Annotated in this window: 14 protein-coding genes; 7 read left to right on the forward strand and 7 right to left on the reverse strand. The window is 54.8% G+C overall.

Going from position 1 to position 23,456, the window contains the following annotated elements; translation table 11 throughout:
* The first annotated feature begins 62 nt into the window (after window positions 1-62).
* The 5 genes from FF098_RS17270 (at window position 63) to FF098_RS17290 (ending at window position 6,530) form a co-directional block, all read left to right on the forward strand.
* Complete coding sequence (locus tag FF098_RS17270; protein WP_155142931.1) at window positions 63-1,613, forward strand: tryptophan halogenase family protein; 1,551 nt, start codon at window positions 63-65, stop codon at window positions 1,611-1,613.
* Window positions 1,610-3,136: a tryptophan halogenase family protein gene (locus FF098_RS17275; RefSeq protein ID WP_155142933.1), complete on the forward strand. Its 1,527-nt coding sequence runs from the start codon at window positions 1,610-1,612 to the stop codon at window positions 3,134-3,136. The genes FF098_RS17270 and FF098_RS17275 overlap by 4 nt, the downstream gene beginning before the upstream one ends.
* 17 nt (window positions 3,137-3,153) lie before the next feature.
* Window positions 3,154-4,413 carry a glycoside hydrolase family 5 protein gene (locus FF098_RS17280; RefSeq protein WP_205967560.1) on the forward strand — a complete coding sequence of 420 codons (1,260 nt, stop codon included), beginning with the start codon at window positions 3,154-3,156 and terminating at the stop codon, window positions 4,411-4,413.
* A 124-nt stretch (window positions 4,414-4,537) separates the two neighbouring features.
* Window positions 4,538-5,752 carry a sensor histidine kinase gene (locus tag FF098_RS17285; protein WP_155142935.1) on the forward strand — a complete coding sequence of 405 codons (1,215 nt, stop codon included), beginning with the start codon at window positions 4,538-4,540 and terminating at the stop codon, window positions 5,750-5,752.
* Complete coding sequence (locus FF098_RS17290) at window positions 5,739-6,530, forward strand: LytR/AlgR family response regulator transcription factor (RefSeq protein ID WP_155142937.1); 792 nt, start codon at window positions 5,739-5,741, stop codon at window positions 6,528-6,530. Before FF098_RS17285 ends, FF098_RS17290 begins: the two co-directional genes overlap by 14 nt.
* A gap of 17 nt (window positions 6,531-6,547) precedes the next feature.
* Here the strand turns inward: FF098_RS17290 and FF098_RS17295 are convergent, their stop codons facing one another.
* The 5 genes from FF098_RS17295 to FF098_RS17315 all read right to left on the reverse strand — a co-directional run bounded on the left by FF098_RS17295 (window position 6,548) and on the right by FF098_RS17315 (window position 15,339).
* Window positions 6,548-8,224 (reverse strand): DUF5597 domain-containing protein, encoded by a 1,677-nt coding sequence (locus tag FF098_RS17295; RefSeq protein WP_166426617.1) that lies wholly within the window; start codon window positions 8,222-8,224, stop codon window positions 6,548-6,550.
* 370 nt (window positions 8,225-8,594) lie between these two features.
* Window positions 8,595-10,727, reverse strand: coding sequence for an alpha/beta hydrolase family protein (locus tag FF098_RS17985; RefSeq protein ID WP_155142941.1), 2,133 nt, complete (start codon window positions 10,725-10,727; stop codon window positions 8,595-8,597).
* Between the two features lie 38 nt (window positions 10,728-10,765).
* Window positions 10,766-13,516, reverse strand: coding sequence for a TonB-dependent receptor (locus FF098_RS17305; protein WP_166426618.1), 2,751 nt, complete (start codon window positions 13,514-13,516; stop codon window positions 10,766-10,768).
* Window positions 13,517-13,637: 121 nt separating this feature from the next.
* Entirely contained in the window at window positions 13,638-14,690 is a 1,053-nt protein-coding gene (locus FF098_RS17310) for a FecR family protein (protein WP_155142945.1), read from the reverse strand.
* Window positions 14,680-15,339: an RNA polymerase sigma factor gene (locus tag FF098_RS17315; RefSeq protein WP_166426619.1), complete on the reverse strand. Its 660-nt coding sequence runs from the start codon at window positions 15,337-15,339 to the stop codon at window positions 14,680-14,682. The genes FF098_RS17310 and FF098_RS17315 overlap by 11 nt, the downstream gene beginning before the upstream one ends.
* A gap of 206 nt (window positions 15,340-15,545) precedes the next feature.
* On the opposite strand from FF098_RS17315, the gene FF098_RS17320 reads away from it, so the two are divergent.
* Complete coding sequence (locus FF098_RS17320) at window positions 15,546-17,210, forward strand: alkaline phosphatase D family protein (RefSeq protein ID WP_155142949.1); 1,665 nt, start codon at window positions 15,546-15,548, stop codon at window positions 17,208-17,210.
* Window positions 17,211-17,688: 478 nt separating this feature from the next.
* Window positions 17,689-20,028, forward strand: a complete 2,340-nt coding sequence (locus FF098_RS17325; protein WP_155142951.1) for an alpha/beta hydrolase — start codon at window positions 17,689-17,691, stop codon at window positions 20,026-20,028.
* A 208-nt stretch (window positions 20,029-20,236) separates the two neighbouring features.
* On the opposite strand, the gene FF098_RS17330 is transcribed toward FF098_RS17325, so the two are convergent.
* Complete coding sequence (locus FF098_RS17330) at window positions 20,237-21,685, reverse strand: type I restriction-modification system subunit M (protein WP_155142953.1); 1,449 nt, start codon at window positions 21,683-21,685, stop codon at window positions 20,237-20,239.
* A gap of 24 nt (window positions 21,686-21,709) precedes the next feature.
* A complete protein-coding gene (locus FF098_RS17335; protein ID WP_155142955.1) occupies window positions 21,710-23,446 on the reverse strand; it encodes a DUF262 domain-containing protein in 1,737 nt (578 codons plus the stop codon).
* Window positions 23,447-23,456 lie beyond the last annotated feature (10 nt).

Raw genomic sequence — 23,456 nt, forward strand, 5'->3', positions numbered from 1 at the left:
AAGAGTGTAAGAAAGGCGCGGGTAACCAATTGGTCGCCCGCGCCTTTTAACCAGTGCCGGGTATGAACGAAGAACACCATATACTTATCGTCGGGGGCGGAACCGCAGGCTGGCTGACGGCAGGTTACCTTGCCCGCATGCTGGGCGCAGACCGTCCCGGCGGCATATCCGTCACCCTTATTGAATCATCAGACATCGGCATATTGGGCGTTGGTGAAGGCACCTTCCCCACCATCCGCAACACGCTTTCGCGCATCGGTATCGATGAGGCCGAAATGATCCGTCAATGCGGCGCGGCGTTCAAGCATGGTGCCATGTTCGCCGACTGGCAGAACACGCCGGGCACACAGGGCCCCGATCACTACTTCCACGGCTTTCAGGAAACAGGCGACCAGGGCGGACCTGAGCTGCTTCCCTATTGGCTGCTGGGTGTCGCCAGCAATACGCCGTGGGCTGACATCAATACACCACAAAAGCGCGCCGCCGATGCTTCGCGCGCCCCGAAACTGCCCTCACACCCGGACTTTGCCGGGCCGCTGAATTATGCATTCCATTTCGATGCAGCCACGCTCGCCGTCATGCTGCGCGATCAGGGCATCAGGAATGGCGTCAAGCATCTGACCGGCACGATCACGAATGTCGAGCTGGCCGAGGACGGATCGATTGCCGGCGTCGACAGCGCTGAGCATGGCCGACTGACGGCCAGCCTGTACATAGACTGCACCGGCTTCCGCGCGGCATTGATCGGTCGTGCCATGGACGTTCCGTGGAACTCTTGCCAGGACACGCTTTTCTGCGACCGGGCCGTGGCATTGCAGGCCCCCTACGAAACACCGGATGCACCGATCAAGCCCTATACCCTGTCAACGGCGCAGGAAGCAGGCTGGATCTGGGACATAGGACTGGAGACGCGCCGCGGCCTCGGCCACGTCTATTCATCGGCGCACACTGACGCAGATACAGCCGAACAGGCCCTGCGCCACTATGCCGGGGCCGCAGGCAAGGAGATGGACGCACGCCATTTCAGCTTCAAGGCAGGCTACCGCAAAGTGAACTGGCAAAAGAACTGCGTTGCCATCGGCCTGTCGAGCGGCTTTTTCGAACCACTGGAAGCAACGGGCATCGTCTTTTCAGAGATCGCGGCCACCCTTGTCGCCAATCTCTACCCCTGGGCAGGCGACCTCGAGACCTCGGCACGACAATTCAATCGCATCATGTTGCAGCGCTATGAACGGGCGCGCGACTTTATCAAGATGCACTATTTCCTCAGTAAGCGGCGCGACAGCCAGTTCTGGATCGATAACGCCAATCCGGATGCAACGCCTGACAGCCTCCATGAATTGCTCGACCGCTGGCGGTATCGCCCGCCGAACGAGATGGATTTCGACACCAATATCGACATCTTCACCCAGTCGAGCTGGCAATATGTCCTGTACGGCATGGGATGGAAAACCGACCTGTCGCACAAGGCGGGTTTCTATCGCTATCATGAAGATGCCCGCGCTGCCTTCGCCAAGATCGACAGTCAGGCGGCCTATGCCATCAACCAGCTGCCGTCGAACCGGGAACTGGTCAGCTACGCCCGTGACCACTCGTTCGGGGGGCACGCATGACGACGCAACAGGCCGCTGCCCCACTTTCCAGCATTGTCATTGTCGGCGGCGGTACGGCCGGATGGATGACGGCTGCAGCCATATCCCGCATGGTCGCCGCCGGTATATCCGTTCAGCTGATCGAGTCCGACCAGATCGGCACTGTCGGTGTCGGCGAGGCGACCATTCCCTCACTGCGCGATTTCAACCTTGCGCTCGGCATCAACGAAAACGAGTTTCTACGCGCCGTACAGGGTACGTTCAAACTGGGGATAGAATTTTCCAATTGGGGCAATGTCGGCGAGCGGTATATACACCCTTTCGGGAAATATGGCCGCAAGACCCACGGCATCGATTTTCACCAGATCTGGCTGAAACAGAAGCATCGCGGCGGCCAGGCAGACCCCGGGCCGATCGATGATTATTCCATATCCATCGCGGCGGCGCGAAACGGCCGTTTCTCCCGCCCGGTCGCCAATCCGGACGCAATCCTCTCGGCCCTGAATTATGCCTATCACATCGACGCAGGCCGCTATGCACAATATCTGCGCGACTATGCCGAGGACCGCGGCGTGAAACGCATCGAGGGCAAGATAATCAGTGTCGAACAGGCCCCGGACAGCGGCAATATCACCGCCGTAAAACTGGAAGACGGCAGCCTGGTCGACGGTGATTTTTTCGTCGATTGCAGCGGCTTCCGCTCTCTGTTGTTGGGGGAGACACTGGGCGTCCCCTATATCAGCTGGCAGCACTGGCTGCCCTGCGACAGGGCCTTTGCCGTTCCCAGCGCACCCTCAGGGCGTCCTCGCCCCTACACACGAGCGATGGCCGAAGACAGCGGCTGGCGCTGGAATATCCCCCTTCAGCATCGTACGGGCAATGGCCACGTCTTTTCCTCAGCACACGGTGATGAAGACACGGCCCTGCGCAAGTTGGCGGACGGCATGGAGGGACAGGCCATCGGCGAGCCACGGCTATTGCGCTTCGTTGCCGGGCGACGCGAGAAACTGTGGGAGAAGAACTGCCTCGCCATCGGCCTGTCAGGCGGGTTTATCGAACCTCTTGAATCGACGAGCATACACCTTATTCAGTCCGGCATCTTCAGGCTCATGGCCCTGTTCCCTGATGCCGGGTTCGATCCTGTGGAGATCAGGGAATATAACCGCTGGCTGATCGAGGAATATGAACATATTCGCGACTTCATCATCCTGCACTACAGGGCAACAGAGCGCTCCAACACCGACTTCTGGAAGTATTGCCAGACCATGGAAATACCGGACAGCCTTGCCGCGAAGATAGAGCTGTGGCGCGGCAAGGGGCGGATATTCCCTGCTGGCAATTCACTCTTCACCGAGGAGAGCTGGATTGCGGTTCTGCTGGGGCAGAATATTATTCCCCATTCCGTAGATCCGGTAACTGCCATGCTCCCGCCAGAGGCAACAGACCGCTTCATGCAGCAGCTTCAGACGATAATCGATCAGGCAGCACAGTCCTTGCCGTCGCATGCGGATTACATCCTGGCGAATTGCCAGGCAGAAAAATAAACATCAGGAGGAAATAGATGTTCTTACGTTGGGTACTTACTATTGCAATTGCCGCCGTTCTGACCGGTTGCTCAGGCGGCGGCGGTGGTGGTGGCGGGGGTGGCGGCACAGGTGTTGCGCCGCCTCCGCCGCCGCCCCCTCCTCCGGCAAGTTCGGGCTTTCCGGACTACAATCCCAACCCGATCGCCCCGGACCCGAATGGCATGTCCAGTACCGCCAGCGAGATCATGGATTCCATCGCGGTCGGCTGGAACCTCGGCAATACTCTGGAGGCGATTGGTGGCGAAACGGCATGGGGCAACCCGGAAACGACACAGGCGCTATTCGCCCTCGTCAAGGCAAACGGTTTCGACGCCGTCCGACTGCCTGTCTCGTGGGATCAGTATGCCAATCAGGACACGGCTGAAATCCAGTCAGCCTGGATGGATCGCGTCGAGGAGGTCGTGGGCTTTGCCCTCGCCGAAGACCTGCACGTCGTCCTGAACATTCACTGGGATGGCGGCTGGCTTGAAGAGAACGTCACGGCGCAGGCCGAGGATGACGTCGCCGACAAGCAGCGGGCTTTCTGGCAACAGATCGCAACCCGCTTCCGCGACTATGACGAAAGGCTGATCTTTGCCAGCGCCAATGAACCCAATGTCGATGACGCAGCGCAGATGGCTGTTCTGGCAAATTACCATCAGGTCTTCATCGATGCTGTCCGCGATACCGGCGGGCGCAATGCCTATCGAGTCCTGATCGTTCAGGGGCCGCGTACGGACATCGAACTGACCGACGATCTGTGGAACCAGATGCCAGTGGACCAGGCCGTCAACAAGCTGGTTATGGAGATTCATTTCTACACCCCCTTCCAGTTTACACTCATGACCGAAGACGCGAGCTGGGGCGACATGTTCTATTTCTGGGGTGAGAATTTCAACTCCACGACCAACCCCGACAGGAACGCGACCTGGGGTGAAGAAGAACAGGTTACGGCGCTGTTCCAGTCAATGCACGACCGGTTCGTCACGGCTGGCATTCCCGTCATCATCGGCGAGTATGCCGCCATGCGCCGCACCAACCTGACAGGCGATGACCTCGATCTCCACCTCGCCTCGCGTGACTGGTATCTGGAATATGTCACCCGTGAAGCCGTCAGCATGGACATGACCCCGTTCTATTGGGATGCCGGCGGCCTCGGCAATTTTGGCTCGGGCCTGTTCGACCGTGACAACAACACTGTCTTCGATGACCGGGCACTAGACGCCATCATGGAAGGCGCTGGTAATACGCCTTGAGTTGAAGGGGTGTCTTTCTGACCTATGGAAAGACACCCCTGTCTCTTTGGAATGCCATTAACCGTGACAGCCAGCGAACGGGGGTCTTATAGTTCCCCGAAATACAGCCCCTGAGGACAAGCAGATGGCACAAGCAGGCATCGACAAGATCGCTGACAAGAATGACCGTCGGAAATACCGGCCAGGCTGGTGGCTTTGGTTGAACTCAAGCCCCTATGAAGCTGATGGCTCTCCGGTGCTTCCCTTTGCCAGCCATGAACTGACCCGGGCAGGCCTTGCCTGGCGCGTATTCCTGATCTGGACCGTGATCGGCGTTCTCGTGGCTCTACCCAACGCCATGCTGGAACCGCTCTGGGTCATCGTCCCGGCTAAGGTTCTTGAAGCGTGGTCCTGGGCACTATTCACCCCCCTCCTTCTCTATATCGATATCTATCTCAGCCGAAAGGGCATAGAGGGCTATCGATACATCCTGACATTTGCATTGCTGAGCGTCCCGATCTGCCTTGCGGAGGTCGTTGTCTCCGGCATCATGCTGTATCCGATCGAAGCCGTTATCTGGAACCCCTTGCGCGATCCCGAGTTCACCGTGCACTTCTTCGTAGGCGGATGGTTCACCTATTGCGCCATCGTCGGCATCATCCTCGCCGTCAGATATTACAGGAATTTCGTCACCAGCCGGTTCGAACTGGAGAGGATGGAGAGACGGCTGCTTGAATCACACCTGAACACATTGCGCCTGCAACTCGAGCCACATTTTCTTTTTAACGCCCTGAATGCTGTTTCGTCAGAGATAGGCAACAGTCCGGTCGTTGCCCGGAACATGGTCAGCAACCTGGCCGAGCTGTTGCGTCATTCGCTGGCGTTCAAGGACAGCACCCGGATCACCCTGGCGCAGGAATTGGCCCTCCTGGACCATTATCTGGCAATACAACGCATTCGTTTTGGCGACAGGATCGACATCAGTATCGATGTAGATCCTGACACGCTTTCTGCCGTGGTGCCCTGCATGCTGCTCCAGCCACTTGTCGAAAATGCCATACGACACGGTATCGAAAAACGCTTGTCCGGCGGGGCAATCACCATCACAGCACACACGACCCCTGATGGCATACAGATCAGTATTCTCGACGATGGCGTGGGCCTGCACCCGGGGTGGCGTATGGAAAAGCAGACCGGCCTTGGCATCAGGCTCAGCCGCGAGCGCCTCGCCGGCTTCTATAACCTGCCCGCCGAACAGATGTTCTCGATGAGTAACCGGCCTGACGGTGGCACAATAGTCGTCATCAATATTCCGCATCAGGAAAAGGTGGAAGATGAGTCGCGTCATGTCGCGGAATGAAAAATACCGCGTGCTTGTTGTCGATGACGAAAAGCCCGCCAGAAAGCGACTTGGCAATCTGCTGGAGCAGCACGACGCGATATCCGAGATCGTCGAGGCGAAAAACGGCGTGGAGGCGGTATCGCAGATTGAGACCAATCCTCCCGACATCGTTTTCCTTGATGTGCAGATGCCCGGCGTCGGTGGATTTGACGTCATCGATACCATCGGTCCCGAACATATGCCGCTGACGATTTTCGTCACGGCATATGACAAGTTTGCGCTGAAGGCGTTTGATGCCAGTGCGCTCGACTACCTGCTAAAACCATTCAGCGACAGCCGGTTCGAAACAGCCATGGACAAGGCTCTGGACCGGTTGGCTGAAAAATCGCCCCAGTCCCTTCACCAGGGGCAGGACAGCGAGGTGCTGGAGCTTATCGCAAGGCGCCAGAGACCCGGCGAGTTATGGAACTGGCTGGTCATCAAGACGGGCGGCGTTACCAGGTTCATCATGGCAGAGGACATCGACTGGATCGAAGCGGCCGGCGTCTATGTGAACATCCACTCCCAGGGCAAGGAATATCTCTATCGCGTCGGCATCGGCACAATCCTTGAACGCCTCGACCCGTTCCAGTTCGTCCGCATACATCGATCCAGCATCGTTAACGTGAAATCCATCAAGCACCTTGAGAAGCGCTCGCACGGGGAGTTCGATGTCGTGCTAAAGGACGGCACATACCTCACCCTGACGCGCAGCTATCGCGAAGCCTTCGAGAATGCCCTGGGCCAGTCTCTCTAGTTGCGAACGCCCGAAACCTAATAGGATTTCGGCAGGGAGCGTGACTCATTGCGCGCTTCATAACTGCCAAGCGTCACAATGAAGATTTTCTGGAGGTCGGTAAAGTTCAGGCCGTAATCCGTCTGATCACCATTCCAGCGACGCTGGAACACCCATGCACCATTCTCGTACATCACTTCATCCGCAGAAACGATGATCGCCTTTCGGCCCGGCTGGTCATCCTCGTCTGCGGTGAATTCAATCCGCGCATTGCGCCCGGTCACCAGATAGCGATCATCGTCCATCTTCGCCACGATGACGCCGGCATTGGGAAAATCGTCAGGGTCCTTCAGCCCTTCTGCATCGGGTGCTGACCAGGCCCGGTACCCGAATGGCCATTCATCGAAGCTGATTTCCCCTTGCCATTGCCCGAGATCGAGCAAGCGGTCGCTATTGTCATCCGGGCGACCAGCACCCCAGATACCATTTTCATATCCAAGCCGCGCCCACTCACCAGCCGCATCGCCGAGAAGCCGGTAGTTTTTTGCAAACTCCTCAATGGCATCATGCTCATAGCCGGGAACATCGCGCGGGATACCCTTGTAGGCATCGTCATCGATACCGAATGGCGAGAAACCGACCGCGCCGCGCCCGATCACCTCAAAGAAATATCTCGGATAGGAGGAATTCGCGCCGGTTTCGGAAACGAACAGGGCATTGTCGGTCCGCTGGTACTGGTCAAGCACATTAGAATAGTCCTCAGACCCCGGAAGATAGATATCGGGGCTCAGCATATCGATCGCGGGCGCTCCCGCTTTCCAGATATCCAGCACGTTGAATGTCGGCCCGCCTGTCGCATACTGGCCGGGCTTTGCCGGTGCAGTAGGATGGCGTAGTGCCGCGTTCGTATACATCGGCAGGTCGTATACGGCACGTCCCGCCTCTGCGAGCTCGCCGGTATACCGCGCAAAACCATAGGCCGTGAAATACTCATCGGCATCTTCTCCGAAGGCCCTCTGCCAGCTCCCCTCCTCCACATTCATGGCCTCTGCCAGGCTGGCGGGTATGTCCCGTTCGAACAACGAGGTCGCATAGGTGGAATGGTCCCGCACCAGGCCGTAAACACCGACTTCGTTTTCGACCTGCACCATGATGACGGTGTGCTGCGGATCCACCTTCTTCAAATGCTGCATGAAGGCGATGAATGCCTTCTTCTCGACCTCCAGCAATTCCGGTGTATGAGGCGACAGGGCATAATGATTGTCACCGTCCGGACGAACCATGCGGGGGAACCGCTCATTGTCCAGCTTCACCCATGCGGGACTATAGCTGGGCGAGGTATTCTTGAACGCGCCGAACCACAGCGGCACGAAACGGACGCCGCGCTCCCGCGCCTGTTCAACCAGCATGTCCACGAAGGAGAAATCATACTGCCCCTCGACGGGTTCGACCTGCTCCCAGGCGACCGGAATTTGCAGTGTATTGGCACCTAGCCGATCAACCATCTCCCAGACACTATCGAGTGCCGCAGGATAGTTGCTGGAATTGTTGGTCTGTGCGCAAAGCATCAGGAAAGGTTGGCCATCGACGAACAAAGCCGCCCTGCCATCGTCATATCTGAACTGCGGCATTGAGGTGCCGCCTGCCCTGTCAGCGGCTTGTGGCGACACGGTCATGAAAAAAAGGGCGGCAAAGATCATCAGGATTTTGGGCATGAATGCTCCCTTTGGACTATTTTGTACTGCCATCTGCATAGCAGCATGAACAAGAATAACCCGGCAGCAGGTCACAGCAAAGACCTGTCGGATTAGCCCAGATTGTCGTAGATCCGAATGTCAATTTGTGTACCGAGTCCGTTTACGGATCTTTTTTTCAGGGGTCGACCCGCAAAATGTTCGCGCGCCCGCGCACCTACCCGTCTTGTTGTTTTTAAGATGATATCTTACCAGCCCAGGCGGTACGCACTACCTGTCAAGCGATATACCACCAGACTTTTTCACCAACGGGTTCAGCGCAACGGCAGAGCGGTTCTGTACCGTGCTGAATAGGTGCTTGAGCCTTCAGCTCAAGTACGTCGCGCGCGGCTTACCGGGAAGAACGCAGTTCGTTCCATCTGTCATATTGTTCTTCATCTGTGGAATCAGGCTGTTCCTGACCTTTCAGCCAGAACAGGAACCACTCAAGATTAAGTATGGCAGACGCGCGCTTTAATTCAGGGTCGCGCAGATTGTGTCCGCTTTGCGGGTATATGACAAACTCGGTCGCGACACCCGCCTGCGTTGCTGCCTTCGGGCCACCCATCATGGTTATCGCCTGGGAATAAGCGCCAGCCTCAAACAAGATGGCTGTTTCAACACCATCGAAATGGAATTCCGGCGAAGTTTCCAGATAACGCTCCGGCCGCTCCCAAAGTCCGCCACCCCACAATTCATGATAACCTCGTTCATAGAGGTATGTCGGGCTATACAGATATGTCAGCATATTATTCTGCGGACCTTCAGCGAAAGACGCAGCGACAAACCGGTCTTTTTCTCTTGTCACGATCAGGGAACCAAGCCAGGCGCCATGGCTGTGCCCCGAAAGGCCCAGCCGCTCCGGGTCTGCGGTCCCCCGCGCCACCAGGCTCTCAATGCCGTTCAGAACATCTTCCAGTGCCTCGTCATCTGACGCACGGGGATTGGCAAAATCATTTCCAAAGCTCTGTGTACCACGATAATTCGGGATGAAGACTGCCACGCCCTCGAGAGCCAGGAGTTCAAGGGGATACGGCCAGATGCCACCATATTGAGTATAATATTGCGCAAATCTGGAGGTCATCGGCATCGCCGGGCCGCCATGGAGAAACGTCAGGAGCGGTAATGGTACCTGTGACGCAGAAGCGTCAGGTGGTAATAACAGCCAGCCCTGCAGCGCATCGCCATCCGCCCCTGTCCAGCTAACCTCCTCGGCAACCGGCAACTCTTTCCCGGCGATTGTGTCATTCGCACGGGACAACTGGACGAGCTGCCCGTCCTGCAAAAGGAAAATTTCCGGCGGGGCACCATGCTGTTCGTAAACAAAAGCGATGGTTTCGCCGCTTTCATCGAATGAGGCGAGATAGCTATCCCCCGAAAATTCTCCCAGAACATCAACCGGGCGGGCGCCTAACGTGCCTGGCTGGAAGACACTTTGTTGGCCAAGATACATTCCCTCGGTAACGGCTCGCCCATCGCCGAGCAGCGAAACCTCCCGACCCGGAGGATAGATATCATAATCATACCACGTTTCCGATTCACCTGTAGATCGATCATTGACATCGACGTACCGAATATGGCGCCTGTCCCGCCAGAGACTGGACTGCAAGACTCGGCGAATGATCAACTGATCACCACCGGCTGTCCATTCACCGCCGTTGTAATAGACTGCGTCATCACTCGTATCGAATGGGCGTGCCTTGAGGAGTGTCCAAAATTCATTCGTCTGCAAATCGAAAACACCGATGCTCGTATAAAGCGGGGCAAACGGGCTGTCTGGTATGTCATCGCCCAGATAGGCTACCGAAAGCCTTGTCCCGTCAGGTGACCAGTGAAAGTCTACTGCATCGCCCGGAATATCGACGGTGATGTCGTCTCCTCCCGAACGCCCGATGTGAAGACTCCGCCTTGAGGATGAGCGTCCCTCGGCAAAGTGTGGATTGACGAAGTGAAATTGTCGCAGGGAGGAATGGTCCACAATGATGGGCTCATTGCCTTTGTGAAATTGTTCAAACAGGGATGGTTCACGTGGTCCGGCAGGCTGCGCCTGTACTGACGTCCACGCGAAGCCGCCACTCCCTGACAAGGCATAAGCCGAAACGGGATCTGCCGATTTAGTCAGCTGTCTGGTTTCTCCTGAAAATATTTCAGTGGCATAAACCTGCCTCTCGCCATTGCTGGCGGACATATATGTCAGGCTGGTCCCATCATTGCCCCAGGCAAGTCCGCGGGCGTCATCCGGAATATCCATATCCAGCGGCTCTTGGTCAGGCAGCGCCCTTTGAACGATGACGGTACGTCCGAGGTCTGCTGCCCCGCCCCGCTGAACATATGCGATCCACTCGCCATCTGGTGACAATGCAAGTTCTTCGAAGGTATGGAGCCGATCATAATCATCTATAGTAAACCGGGTGGTGTCGGGGGTGGACAGCGCACTGTCCACCCCTATCAGTAGTGTACCGATTAATAGAAATAGTTCGGTCACTTACCAGTTCCCTCTATGGTTTCCCCAACACTGTCGTGTCAGAAGCTTGTCGACAGTTCTGCCGATACAAACCTGCCAAGCGGTGATGCGTTTGTCGGGTCATAACCGTAGACAGAGAATGTCGGCGCATTCGTCGTGCTGGGCGGATCGTTATCGAAGATATTCTGCACCGAGAACCGAACCCGTGGATCGCCCAGATTACCGCCGGCAAACTGACTGCCCAGATCATACGATACGGAAAGGTCGTATGTGGTCCAGGCATCCACTTTTTGAGCACCCGGCAAGTCGTCGAAACGATAGCTGTTGGTATAATTAACAAACAGGTTCGTCCTCAACGCATCCTTGGCAAAGCCTGTGCGACCGCGCAGGCGCAGATGTGTCGGATTATACAGAGTATCGATCCGCGAGACGGCAGGCGTTGTAGGAGTAGCCTGCTGCTCATACTCAAGAATATATGAACCGCTTACACCTAGTGAGAACTCACCATAATCAGTGTCAACACCATAATTCGTACTGAAATCGAACCCCTGAACGAGTGTTCTTGTCAGGTTCTTGGTCAGCTGGACAGTACTGATGATCTGGGCATCCAGCGGATCGACATCACCACGCAGCTGGATATTCTGCACACTGTTAAGAAGACTGTTGATTGTCTCCAGTGACGGCATGTACTCGACTGTTCCCGGTGGGAAGGCGGTATCATCCGCCCAGGCAATATTTGGCGCATCGAAAACGCTTCTGTTGTTGGGTACAGGCGTGTTGCCGAGACGGTTCTCAAAGTCGATATCAAGATATGTGGCTTCAAGCGAAAACCGGTGGGCACCGAAGTCCTTATCGAAATCGAACCCAGCCGTGAAGGTCTGCGACTCCTCCGCTTCCAGATTTCTGGCCGTGCCGGAGACATAGATGGCCGTCACATCTGCGATCGAAGGATCAGCCGGCGTTAACCCGAACACGTTGTTGATATCCGCAGTCCCGGCCACAAAGGCGGTATAGTCGAGCGCCCCGACACGCCCCAATGGCGGCGGATTAAACGACTTGCCGAAGGATGCCCGCAGACGAAGTGGTTCAACGGGAGCCCACAGCACACCGATCTTTGGGGTCGTCTGCGATCCGAAGTCACTATAGTCCTCGTATCGGCTGGAGAGGCTCAGATCGAGACGATGCGCACCTGCAATGCCATCCTCTTCGGAGATCAGTGGAACGTACAGCTCACCAAATACCGCCGAGACATTGCGATCTGCTTCGCGTTGCACCGTGTCAGTATCTATTCGAATGTTAGAGAAGGATTCTTCTCGATACTGACCACCGAAAGCACCATGCACATCCACACCCCAGAGCGTACCCAGAATACCGGAGGCCTTGGCATCAAGCGTCCATAAATCTGAATCGAGTTTGGTGTGCCAACTGGAATCCACTTCCGTGACTACATCGCCTTTGGTTTTGCTGTAGGCACCGATGAAATCGGCCGTCCAGTTTTCGGACAAGTTCCACTCGAGAGCCGCTGACGCAGATACGGTCGATGTATCGGGAAGGATACGGATGTAGTAGTTCGAACCAGACCAGTCCCGTTCGCCTGTTCGCTTGCCGTACAGCACATCCGACCTGAATCTCAGGTTTGGCGAAATGTCCTGCGTGACTGCGGCAACGACAGAATGACGCTCCGAACTCGGGAAAAGATCGTTCGGCAGAAACGCTTCCGAGGAGAAAGAACGGTCTGCCGCACTCAGGTTTCCCCGATTGAAATATTCATAGGCAATGATGGCGTTACCGCCGTCCCAAGCCTCACCATAAGTCAGGCTCGCCCTGTACTCGTCCAGATCCCCGTCCGTGACAGAGCCATATCGCACCATGGCTTCGGCACCGTCATAATCGTCACGAAGAATGAAGTTCATGACGCCGGCGACAGCATCGCCACCATAAATCGACGATGCACCATCGGTCAGAACTTCCACGCGCTCGATGGCAGAGGCAGGGAAAAGGGAAATATCGACAAAGTCGCCAAGCCCTGAAGATGGCGCGACACGGTGATTGTTGAGGAGCACAAGCGTACTACCTGAACCGAGACCACGCAGGTTGGCACTTGAGCCGTATGTCCCTGCACGCCCTGAGTTGTAACTCGCGCTGAAGTCGTTTGGCAGGCCACCGATCACCTCGGCATTGGAACCGCCACCGAAGTTTTGCGGCATCGTTTTCAGGAAGTCCTGGATTGTTGATGCACCGCTTTCCTGAATGTCTTCCCGGCTGAACACCTGGGTTGGCGAACTGTCTGGCGCGATCCCCCTGATGTTCGTCCCTGTAACGATGATTACATCATCACGCGCGGGTGTGCTTTCCGTTTCGGTGCTCTCCACCTCTTCGCCGTCACGATCCTCGATCTCTTCGACGTCCTGAGCGTATGCTGTTGCCGATGATATACCAGCGACCCCTGCCAGCAACGCCTTTACGAATTTCTTGCTACCCATTTTCTCTGTTGGCTCCCGTTCAATGCGCGAAATGACAATCACTTCGCTCTCGGTAAGGTCAGCAGAAAACTCAGTACCCCGAAGCAATTCGTTTAACGCCTCGGAGATGGTCATGTAGCCCGCAACGGGGTTTACACCCCGGCTTTCAGCCAATTCGTATGGGTGGAGATATCCAATTCTGGCCTGTCTTGATATTTCGGCCAGTGCTTCTCCCAAGGTCTCTTCATCAACATGAAACTGATATTGATGATCCTGCTCAAAACCCCGAGCTTCACCACCTGCTGCAAGCACACAGCAGCACACGGCGAAAGTCATCGCCGCATTCATCACTGCAACCCTTACAGCACCCACTCTCATTGGCCTAACGGATCATCCCCTCTGTGTTTTCGTCGGCCTTGTTAGTTCAGACTGACGAGAACGTAATATCCACAGTATAAAAACGATTATTTTATAAATTTTCTTTTTCTTCCCTATACGAAAGAACGATCATATCACTCGACTGCTCGACAGCGACAATGCCGAAGGCCCGTTCCAGCGACTCAAACATTCCACTGACGTTACCGGCCTCGAACGAGCCGGAAATCGGGAGCGTAGCGATTGCCTCATCTTCGATACGGATATCAACATCCGTATACCGCCTCATCTCTTCAACCACGTCCGCAAGTGGATCACCCGAGAAAGACAGGAACCCGTCCCGCCACATCAGGCTGCGGGCCAGTGCTGATGTCTCCAGCTTTTCCCTGCGTTCCTGCCGGTCATCGAACACAGCACGCTCGTTGACGGCAAGCGCCGCAATGGAATTCCAGCTTTCGGGATCTTCCCGCTGGAGCTGTGCCTGCGAATTGTTTCCCGTTCGCCGAAAGACTTCCACAATCCCTTCCTCAACCGTCACGTCCACTTCCTTATCGATCACACGGACGGCAAAGGCGGTGCCGACTGCCTCGACCACACCGCCGGCGGCAAAAACGCGGAATGGCCTGTCGGGATCTTCCGCCACAGCAAAATGCGCTTCACCCGATTCCAGGATGACCGTCCTGGAGCGACGACCGATATCGATATGGACTTCAGTGTCGGTGTTCAATACCACAACGGACCCATCGACGAGACCAACCTCACGACGTTCGCCTTTGACAGTTTCAGCCGTGAGTTGCTGTGTCGCAACCCAGAACTGGGTTGTACTGAGCACTATGGCACCGACGAGCAGCAGCAGGCACGCCGCAATGGCGCCGCCCATGAAGCGCGACCACGAGGCATCCGCCTGCGGCTCCTCCGCCAGCGGATCGATAAGCCGGTAGGCGGCAAGCCGGTCTGCATCGCTCCAGACGGTGGCCAGTCGTGTAAACGCCTCCTCGAACCGCGGGCTCTTGCGCATCCGCTCTTTCAGGCTGGCAATCATGTCAGGTGTTACATCTTCGCTGTCCAGCCGGATGATCCAGGCTGCAGCCTCCTCCTCGATAACGGCGTTATCGGGAAACTCGATAATGTTCTCTCTAGTCGCCATTGTGCAATGGCTCCTTCTCCCTTGTCGGCGCACCTGTTATTTTTTGATGGTGCGCTCTTGTTACTGTTTCGCCAAATTCCTGCGGATCATAGCCGTGCTCGCGCATATAGTTGCTGCACTTGATCAGGCCTTGGGCGGCATGTTTTTCGGCAGTAGACACCGCAATACCCAGTTTTTCGGCGACTTCCTTCATGGACAAGCCTTCGATCTTCCGCAAAATGAAGACCTTGCGGCAAACTGGCGGCAGCTGTGAAACGGCCATTGACAGGGTTGCCAGCTTTCGACGCGAGTCATGAATATCTTCAGCGCCGACGCCATCCCTATCCAAAAAGACCGCCTTGTCCTCCGTTTCCTCCATATAGCTAGTGGTTGTATTTGATTTTTTTGCCAGCTCGCTCAGGGCTGAATGCTTCGCAGCACGAAACAAAAGCGCTTTCGGGTTGAGGACAGGCCCCCGCAATTCGGTTGCAAAGACCTTTATGAACGCCTCATGGGCGATGTCCTCAACGTCTTGGGATCGTGAAAAAAATCTGTACAGATATTTCTTTATAGCCTTCTCGTGATGGAGATAAGCTTCCAGAATATTGCTCACATCAGCCCCTTTAACGCCTAGCCCGGTAGCCACAATACCTGCACGCAGGCCAGCCACCTCATGACTCCCCATCCAAAGCTAACCGACCACACAGCGGCTGGCGAGTGGTACAAACAAGAAAAAATCAGGAAAAACAGAAGTTTATGTAGCACCTGCGACACGATCCAGATTTTTTGCAGTTTTTCCAAAAGGTGACTAGCGGATTTTGCAGCCTCACCAGTCTTTACCCTGACAACGCATCCACAAAATCAAGCGAGAATATCATGAGCTCGACTTTTTCCCGCCGTCGGCTGCTGTCACTTGGCGGGGCTGGAACTCTTCTCGGCACGATCGCCACAACCGGTACGGGACTGGCAAGCGCGTCGCCTGTTGCCGGCAGTTTCTTGCATGGCGTGGCATCGGGCGACCCGGGCCTGACCTCCGTTGTTCTGTGGAGCAGGGTCTCGCCGACGGCGTCGCGCCAGCCGGGCATGGTAAGGTGGACCGTTGCAAAAGATTCCAAGATGCAGGATGTCGTTTCCACGGGCCAGATCGTGACAGGCCCCTACAGGGACTGGACGGCAAAGGCACTCATCGACGGCCTCCAGCCCGGCCAGACTTTTTATTACCAATTCAAGACGCTGGATAATGCCTCCCCGGTCGGCAGGACCAGGACACTGCCGGCAGGAGATGTCGACAAGGCACGGTTTGCCGTTGTGTCCTGCTCGAACTACTCGTCCGGCTTCTTTAACGTATACGACGCAATTGCCCGGCAGGACGACCTCGACGCGGTCCTTCACCTGGGCGACTACATATACGAGTATGGCGGCAAGGCCGGAGAGGACATCGGGCGCAAACACCTACCTGAGCACGAGATACTCACTCTTGAAGATTACCGCCAGCGCCATGCCCAGCATAAACAAGACCCTGCCAGCCAGGCGATGCACCGGAAACACCCATTGATACCCATATGGGACGATCACGAGGTCGCCGATAACTCATGGAAGGGTGGCGCAAACAATCATCAGGCAAAAGAAGAAGGCAACTGGGATGAGCGCCGGGGTGCTGCCCTGCAGGCTTATTATGAATGGATGCCTGTTCGTGAGCCAGCGACACCGCCCGAGGCATTCTATCGATCCTTCTCGTACGGAACACTCCTGCACCTCAGCGCGCTGGAAACGCGCCTGATGGCGCGAGACGAGCAGATAAGCTATTCCGCCATGCGCGCGCTGCAGTCATCTGAGGAAGTCGCAGCATTCGAGCGTGATATTCTGTGGAAGGACGACCGCGAGATGCTCGGTGCTGAGCAAATGCGATTCCTTCGCCGGGAGTGGGACGCTTCGGCACTGACGGGCCACAGCTGGCGACTGATTGCCAATCAGGTGCTTATGGCCAATGTCACGACACCGGATCTGAATGATCGTTTCGACGCGCAGGAAATCGATCAGATGACGGAAAAATGGTCCGGCGCACAATCTTTCGTTGATTTCTCGGCCTACCGTCTACCAATCGCCCCTGATTCCTGGAGCGGCTATCCGGCAGCCCGCGACCGGTTTTACCAACTGGCCCGTGAATTCGACAGCGGAGTCGTGGTCCTGACCGGAGATACGCATGCCTGGTGGGCGAACGACCTAATAGACGCAAATGGCAGCAATGTCGGCGTGGAACTCGGCGTGCATTCCGTCACTGCCAGCGCCGCCTTCTCGCCGGGAAGCTATGGCGGAAAGGGGTCGGAATATGCCCAAAGCCTGATCGCCGATAACCGGGGCGTGCGTTTCGTTTCGGGGGAAGGCCACGGCTATATCGACCTTACGGTGACCCCTGATACGGTGGAGGCTATTTTCAAAACAGTATCTACTGTCAAATCACCGGAATATCAGGTCTCTGATTATGCCGAGTTCAAGGTACGCCAGAATGGCGGTGTGTCTTCATTCGTCGATGACATGTAAAAGGAATGGCGCACCGTTGAGGATGAAAAAGAGTACTGGGAGGTCACGCTGAGGACTTAGCTGCTGACCCTGCCGGTGGCAACGATATCATAGGGCTGAGCCTCGGGAGACCTGCCACGTTTTATCTCAGCGCGCCCAGGAAGAAGCCGTAAGCGTTCTTGCGCCAGGAATTGACCCCGAATGGCCGAGGCAGCGGTTACGCGGCTCGGTAAGCGAGCGCCAAAAGGCGCTTGCGCGTAGAGCCAGATACCGTAACGGGGGCACCCTACACATTACTGTCACATTAATCTCTTAGATTACACAACCGAGGGTATATTCACGCCTATGTCGTGTATTCCAAAGCGGGGAATTTCATCGTTTCAAATCAGCTATGCCCAAGGCGTAAGGCCTTTGCTGCCGATCAAAGTTGTGAGCTTTCTCATTTCTCGGGGCATCGTAGGCGAGGTCCGTAAAGACGGTATTTCGAAGAGGGGAAGTCATGGAAACTGTTAAACCAAAGCGCCGGGGCATTTTGATCGCCCTCATCATCTTTCTGCTGATACTAATGGTTGTCGTGGCGTTCTTCATGACAAGGCCCGTGACAAGGGCGGCGGAAACTTGCGAAACGGCTAAATCCCCGGGCGATAATTTTGATTGTGTGAGTGTGTATTTTGCTAGCGCCCGGGCGCTAACAGGGCAAACGCTTCATGACGATCTGGATGTCGATGGTCTGCAAGGGCTACGGCAGTACGTTTCAGAAGAGAGCGAGGAAGAAGCGGTCTTGTTTTCCGATGGATTTGAGATCGGGTACACTGATGAATTGGTGATGGGCCGGGCCATAGTCTTCATGCCCCATTTGAACAAAAAGGACCAGGCCAAACGGCAGCAACCCAGCGAAGGCCGAACTGATCTTGACGCGATGATCCGTGCAAAGTTTCAGTACGAAAATGTTGTGATCCATAATGTGGATATCGCCCAAAGAGGGGACATAACTGTCAACACAAAGTATTTTGACGCGCTTTCATCGGATCTAATAGAAAAAGCTGAACTTCTCGGTGCCACCGATCAAGAAGAAAAGAAAGCAGCCCTCCTATTTGTCCATGGATTTGATTCCGACTACAAACAGAATGTCCGGCAAACAGCACGGTTGGCTGCTGATCTAAACTTTGACAAGCGGGATGCTGTCGGCAATGAAGCACCGTATGCTTTGGGTCAGCCGATGCTCTATACATGGCCGACGCAAAGAATGGACTATTCCAAAATCGGGCCTGCCTTCTTGAAGGGCGCTGGCCTTCAAGTGGTTGGAGCGCAAGACAAAAGATTAGGCGCTGCAGAAACTACCTATTCAGTGACCAGCGAAATCTATGATGAATTTGGCGGCGAAGCCGGACCATATTGTGTCAATGAAGGATCGATTGAAGCTGTAATAGCAAGCTCGCTCGACATGCCAGTGGTTAGTGGCTTTAAAAAGAACGTGGCGATAGCGGCGGTCGCAGGCACCGTAGACGCTAGCCTAGCTGCCTGGGACGGTACGATAGATCGCTATCTTGTATCCACGTGTCGGGCGGCTATCGCGAAGCGAGGCCTTGAAACCTATCTGAAGCGCATTGTTGCTGGTACCGAAGTGGAGCGCATCAATATCATCGGATACTCGATGGGCGCTAAAGTAACTGCTTTGGCTCTGCCGGAGTTCACCGACTGGCTTACAACAGAGTATCCGGGCCGCGCGATTGAACTCAACGTCGTCTATTATGGTGCCGATATTGGCCTATCGTCGTATAAAAATGTAACAGGCACCATAGACAATACGCTTGCAGTAGGGGCGGGCGATGAGGGTGTAGAGAATCGCACGACATTGTATACAAATGAAGAAGACTTCATCCTGACACTTTCTTCTGTTTTAAACGGTGAAGCAAGGGCTGGTCGCCATGGCGGAGAAAGTTACAAAACACCGTTTTACTTTGAGAGCGCTAGTGGAGAGGTCAGATTCTCCCATGAAACAGTAGATGCATCACTGTTTTCTCAGCCGTTCCAAATTGGAAGAAACCACGCATTGTTTGTCAATTCGCCGGAAATGCTGGGTGACATCTCATGCTTTCTCGGCGGATTATCAGCTGGTGAACGAGAACTCGCTCAGCAAGGCAATGGGGAATGGTATGACTTCTCAGGTCGCAGATCAGTTTGTGGCGGCGCCGCTTGGGACGCTGGTGACCTTAACTGCGATAGTTTCTTCGAAATGACCCGCGCTGGCGTCACTTCTATCTTTAGCAAGAACGAGCAAATGCGCTATGAGGAGGCGAAGCGGGAGTGCGAAGCCCTGCAGGGTGATCCGGTGGCGTGGTGCGAGAAGAACGAAGGTACACTGCTTGGCTCATTGTGCCCGACCGAAGAAGAAAAACTCGTATGCGAAGCCGAGATTACGGTTATTCCCGAACAGACTGTACGCGATACCTTCACATTCCAGCTTGGCTACTTACAAGAAGAAATGCCTAAAAGTGCGACCGCCAGAATCGACCGGTCGGTAGATAGAGTGCAGGCTCGTCAGTCATCGGAGCATCCGGATTGGGGATTTGAAGCAAATCCCGTCGAACTCACATTATCGCCTCACCAGGTAGAGGGAAAAACAGTTGGACTATCGGCTGAGCAAGCCAGTGCATTTAGGACCGTCCTCGAGTCCGGATTGCAGAGACCACTGACCGATGATGAATTGACACAGCTTAATGGATTGGTCGTGGATGATCCCGAGAAGAAAATTCCGCGGGGAATGAGCGGTTCCTTCTCTCGATACATCGCAGAAAAACAGATTTCCGAACCACTATGCAGAAAAAACGCACTCTAGGCTTTGCAACCCCTCGCAAGAGCTAGTTGCGGACTTATAGGGCTGGGTCACGCACGGACTGACCTGAGTTTTCTGGCTCACTCGTTGACATAGCGATTCTGTCATTCCTTATTTGAAAGATTTAATCGTCTGTGCTTGCTCACTTCCTTGGCACTCAAGGAAAATGTATCGACGTTCACTTCACACCCCAAAATAAATGGGATAGCTTCTAGACTTCCTCAGCCACTTCCTGAAAATGCGTTAGAGCCTCTTGCAGATTTTCGACAATCTCTGCAGCCAGGATATCCGGGTCCGGCAAACTATCGACGTCTTCCAATTTGTCATCTTTTAGCCAGAAGATATCCAAGTTTGTTTTGTCGCGAGCTATAAGGTCATCATAGGAAAACTCCCGGAATCGTTCTGACTCTTCCCGCTTCCCAATTTTGCCGGCCTTGTAAGCATCGATAAAGTCCTTGAGATCAGATGCGCCCAAAGGGTTCTTTTTCAACGTGAAGTGCTTGTTTGTGCGCAGATCATATATCCACAAGGCTTTCGTCCAGGGTTCCCCATCTTCTCGTGGCTTGTGCTTGTCGAAAAACAGTACATTGGCTTTCACGCCAGGCTTATAGAATATGCCGGTTGGCAAACGTAGCAGCGTATGAAAATCAAAGTGCTGCAGGAGGCGTTTTCTTATCCCTTCGCCGGCATTGCCAGCTTCGAAAAGCACATTGTCCGGCAACACAACCGCTGCCCGGCCGGTTGCCTTCATGATGGTCATAATGTGCTGCAGGAAATTCAGCTGCTTGTTCGAGGTGGTATATTTAAAATCGTCACGCTCGTAAGTTTCCTGCTCTGTCGTTACCTCACCCTCTTCGCCAATGATCTTGTAGCTCGACTTCTTGCCGAAGGGCGGGTTAGTCAGAATAATGTCATAGCTTCCGTAGGCCTCTGAAAGCGCGTCCCGCCGTACAATCGGGCTTTCACCATTTCCCAGTCCCCGCAAATACAGGTTCATCGCCGCGAGGCGCACGACATCGGAGACAATGTCCGCGCCAGAGAAGGTGTCTTCCCGCAGCTTTTTGATAAGGCTTCGATCCCCTTGCGTCTTGTCTTTGAGAAAAGCGTAGGCCGACAAGATAAAGCCACCGGTGCCACAGGCCGGATCGTGAATCGTATCGCCGATCTTCGGGCGCACGCACTCGACAATTGCATCGATCACAGGTCGCGGGGTGAAATACTGTCCCGCCCCGGATTTCACCTCGGACGCATTGCGCTCCAGAAGGCCCTCATAAATCTCGCCTTTGGTATCAACGTCCAGGCCGATCCAGGTTTCTTTATTTATGAGCGAGACAACGCGCGTTAGTTTCGCCGGATCAGAAAGCTTGTTCTGGGCGCGCTGGAACAGCGTTCCCACTAGTCCGGACTTCTTCGACAGAGTTTCGAGAGCTTCGCGATACTTCTTTTCCAATGCTTCGCCGTCGAGTGCGGCCAGTACGTCCCAGCGATATTCTGCTGGAATGATGGAAGGCTCATCAAGAAATTGATCCCGCTCCTGATCCATCTTCAAAAACAGGAGATAGGTGATCTGTTCCAGGTAATCGCCATAGGAAACGCCTTGATCGCGCAACACATGCGCGTAATTCCAGACCTTGGCGACAAGATCGTCATGTTTAGCCATAATAATCCTTCAGAGATCGAATAACTAGCCGATCAATTTCCATTTCCTATAGACGTTGTAGGCATTTTCACCCAAATCCCATTCCTTGATAAATTGTTTGAGCAAAGACGCCTGACGCGCTTGGAGAGCTTCAGGGGTCCATTCGTCAACAGCCAACAACTGTGCCGTCAGAACGAATGGCGTAGTTTCATTCTCGGTAAAATACTTGGTCTTTTTGACTTCCAGTTCCCAGTTGCTGGCTGAGGAGTTTTTTCTCTTGCTGAGTAGCGCAAGGTTTGCAAGGCGGTGTAGCCATTTCTGGTGTACCTTTTCGTCCGGAAACCAGCTTTCCCATTCACTTTCAGTTTTGATCGTTTGCGGACAGACATGCTCTACAGAGATAATCGGGAGTTCATAAGTCGCTGTGCCGTCGGACAAAGCCTGGTCCAAGCGTAGTAGTAAGGGCTTTACCACCCTTGTCTTGGAATAGATGTCGCCATCCAGCGCTTCGAGAAAACGATTAACCTCCTCGTCTGAAAGCTCGGTGCCCCCTGTTCCCCGAGTCTTTCCCCGTTTTGGGTCAAGCTCCTCTAGAACATCCGTATAGCGATAAATCCTGGTATTGATGTCGGCACGAGTAACGAAGAGGTAGTAGGCCAACCGCTCCAGCTTGAAGAGGAAATCGGTTGCATAGTCCCCATCTACAGTCCCTTCTGAAAGCTGCTTGAACATTTCTATGAGAGGAGCCAGCCAGTCCTTGTTATCCAGCCGCTCCAAAGACCGAATAAGCCGCACCGACTTCGCGCCCAACCTCTCTTCAAGGTCCGATTTGTCGTCGACCAATAACAGCGCATCGGAATAGGGCTCCAGCACATCATCGATAAAAGTCAAAGGCTGTTCCCGGAACGGGGTAACATATTGCGGAAAACCTTCCTCCAGAGAGGTTCGCGGTTTTTCGCGTTGGTAAATCATCCTGATCTGGACAAAGAGGTCGACGAATTTGCTCCGCCCCAGGGCAAGTTCGATTTCCTCCCAACGTGACGCCAGCATCTCTTCCTTCCTCGCTCCCGCATGCTCCAGTAGCCCGGCTTTGAGAATGTCTGCAGCAGAAAGGTCCAGACCGCGCGCATTCAGCACCGTGAAGATTCGCCGGGCTGCGCGATCTGTCGGCACCTCGACAACGACAAGAAAGCAATTTCTGAGAATAAATGAGATCAGCTGGTTGCGGTCATCTTCGTCCATTCCCTCCAATTCCCGCCGAAAATAGGCCGCATTTTCCACGATCCTCACCTGGCTGTCATCGAGCCCACCGGTGGGCGGTAGGTCGTTTGTCGCACCGCGATTCTGGATCGTCTTCTCGAAGAACGGTTGATCCTGCTTGCGCAGGAGCAGTCTCAATCTCTCATCTATTCCCTTGTCCGTGTCCGCAGCCTGCTTGATGTAGGACTCGCGCTTGTAGAGCTTCTCTTGGTCTGAAGTGAGGTCACGAAGAACGCTGAACAGGATGGTGAACGTCGTCAGACGCTGCTGCCCGTCAACGACCTTTGCATCGGTACCGTTCGGGCTTTTCACGAGAACGATACTGCCGAGAAAATAGAGCCCGTCGGCACCGCCTTCCGGCTTCATCGCAGTAATCAAATCGTCCAGTAGTTCGCTTGCCTGCTCCACATCCCAGGCATAGGGGCGCTGATAGGGCGGGATGCTGAAGGCATAGGCATCGCTAAATACAGTTGCGAGCGTTTTCTCTCCCGCCTCGATTCGCGCCAGTGCCGGTTCTGTCATGTCATTTCCC

It is taken from the genome of Aquisalinus luteolus, from assembly GCF_009712425.2.
In the GTDB taxonomy this organism is placed as follows: Bacteria; Pseudomonadota; Alphaproteobacteria; order Caulobacterales; family Parvularculaceae; genus Aquisalinus; species Aquisalinus luteolus.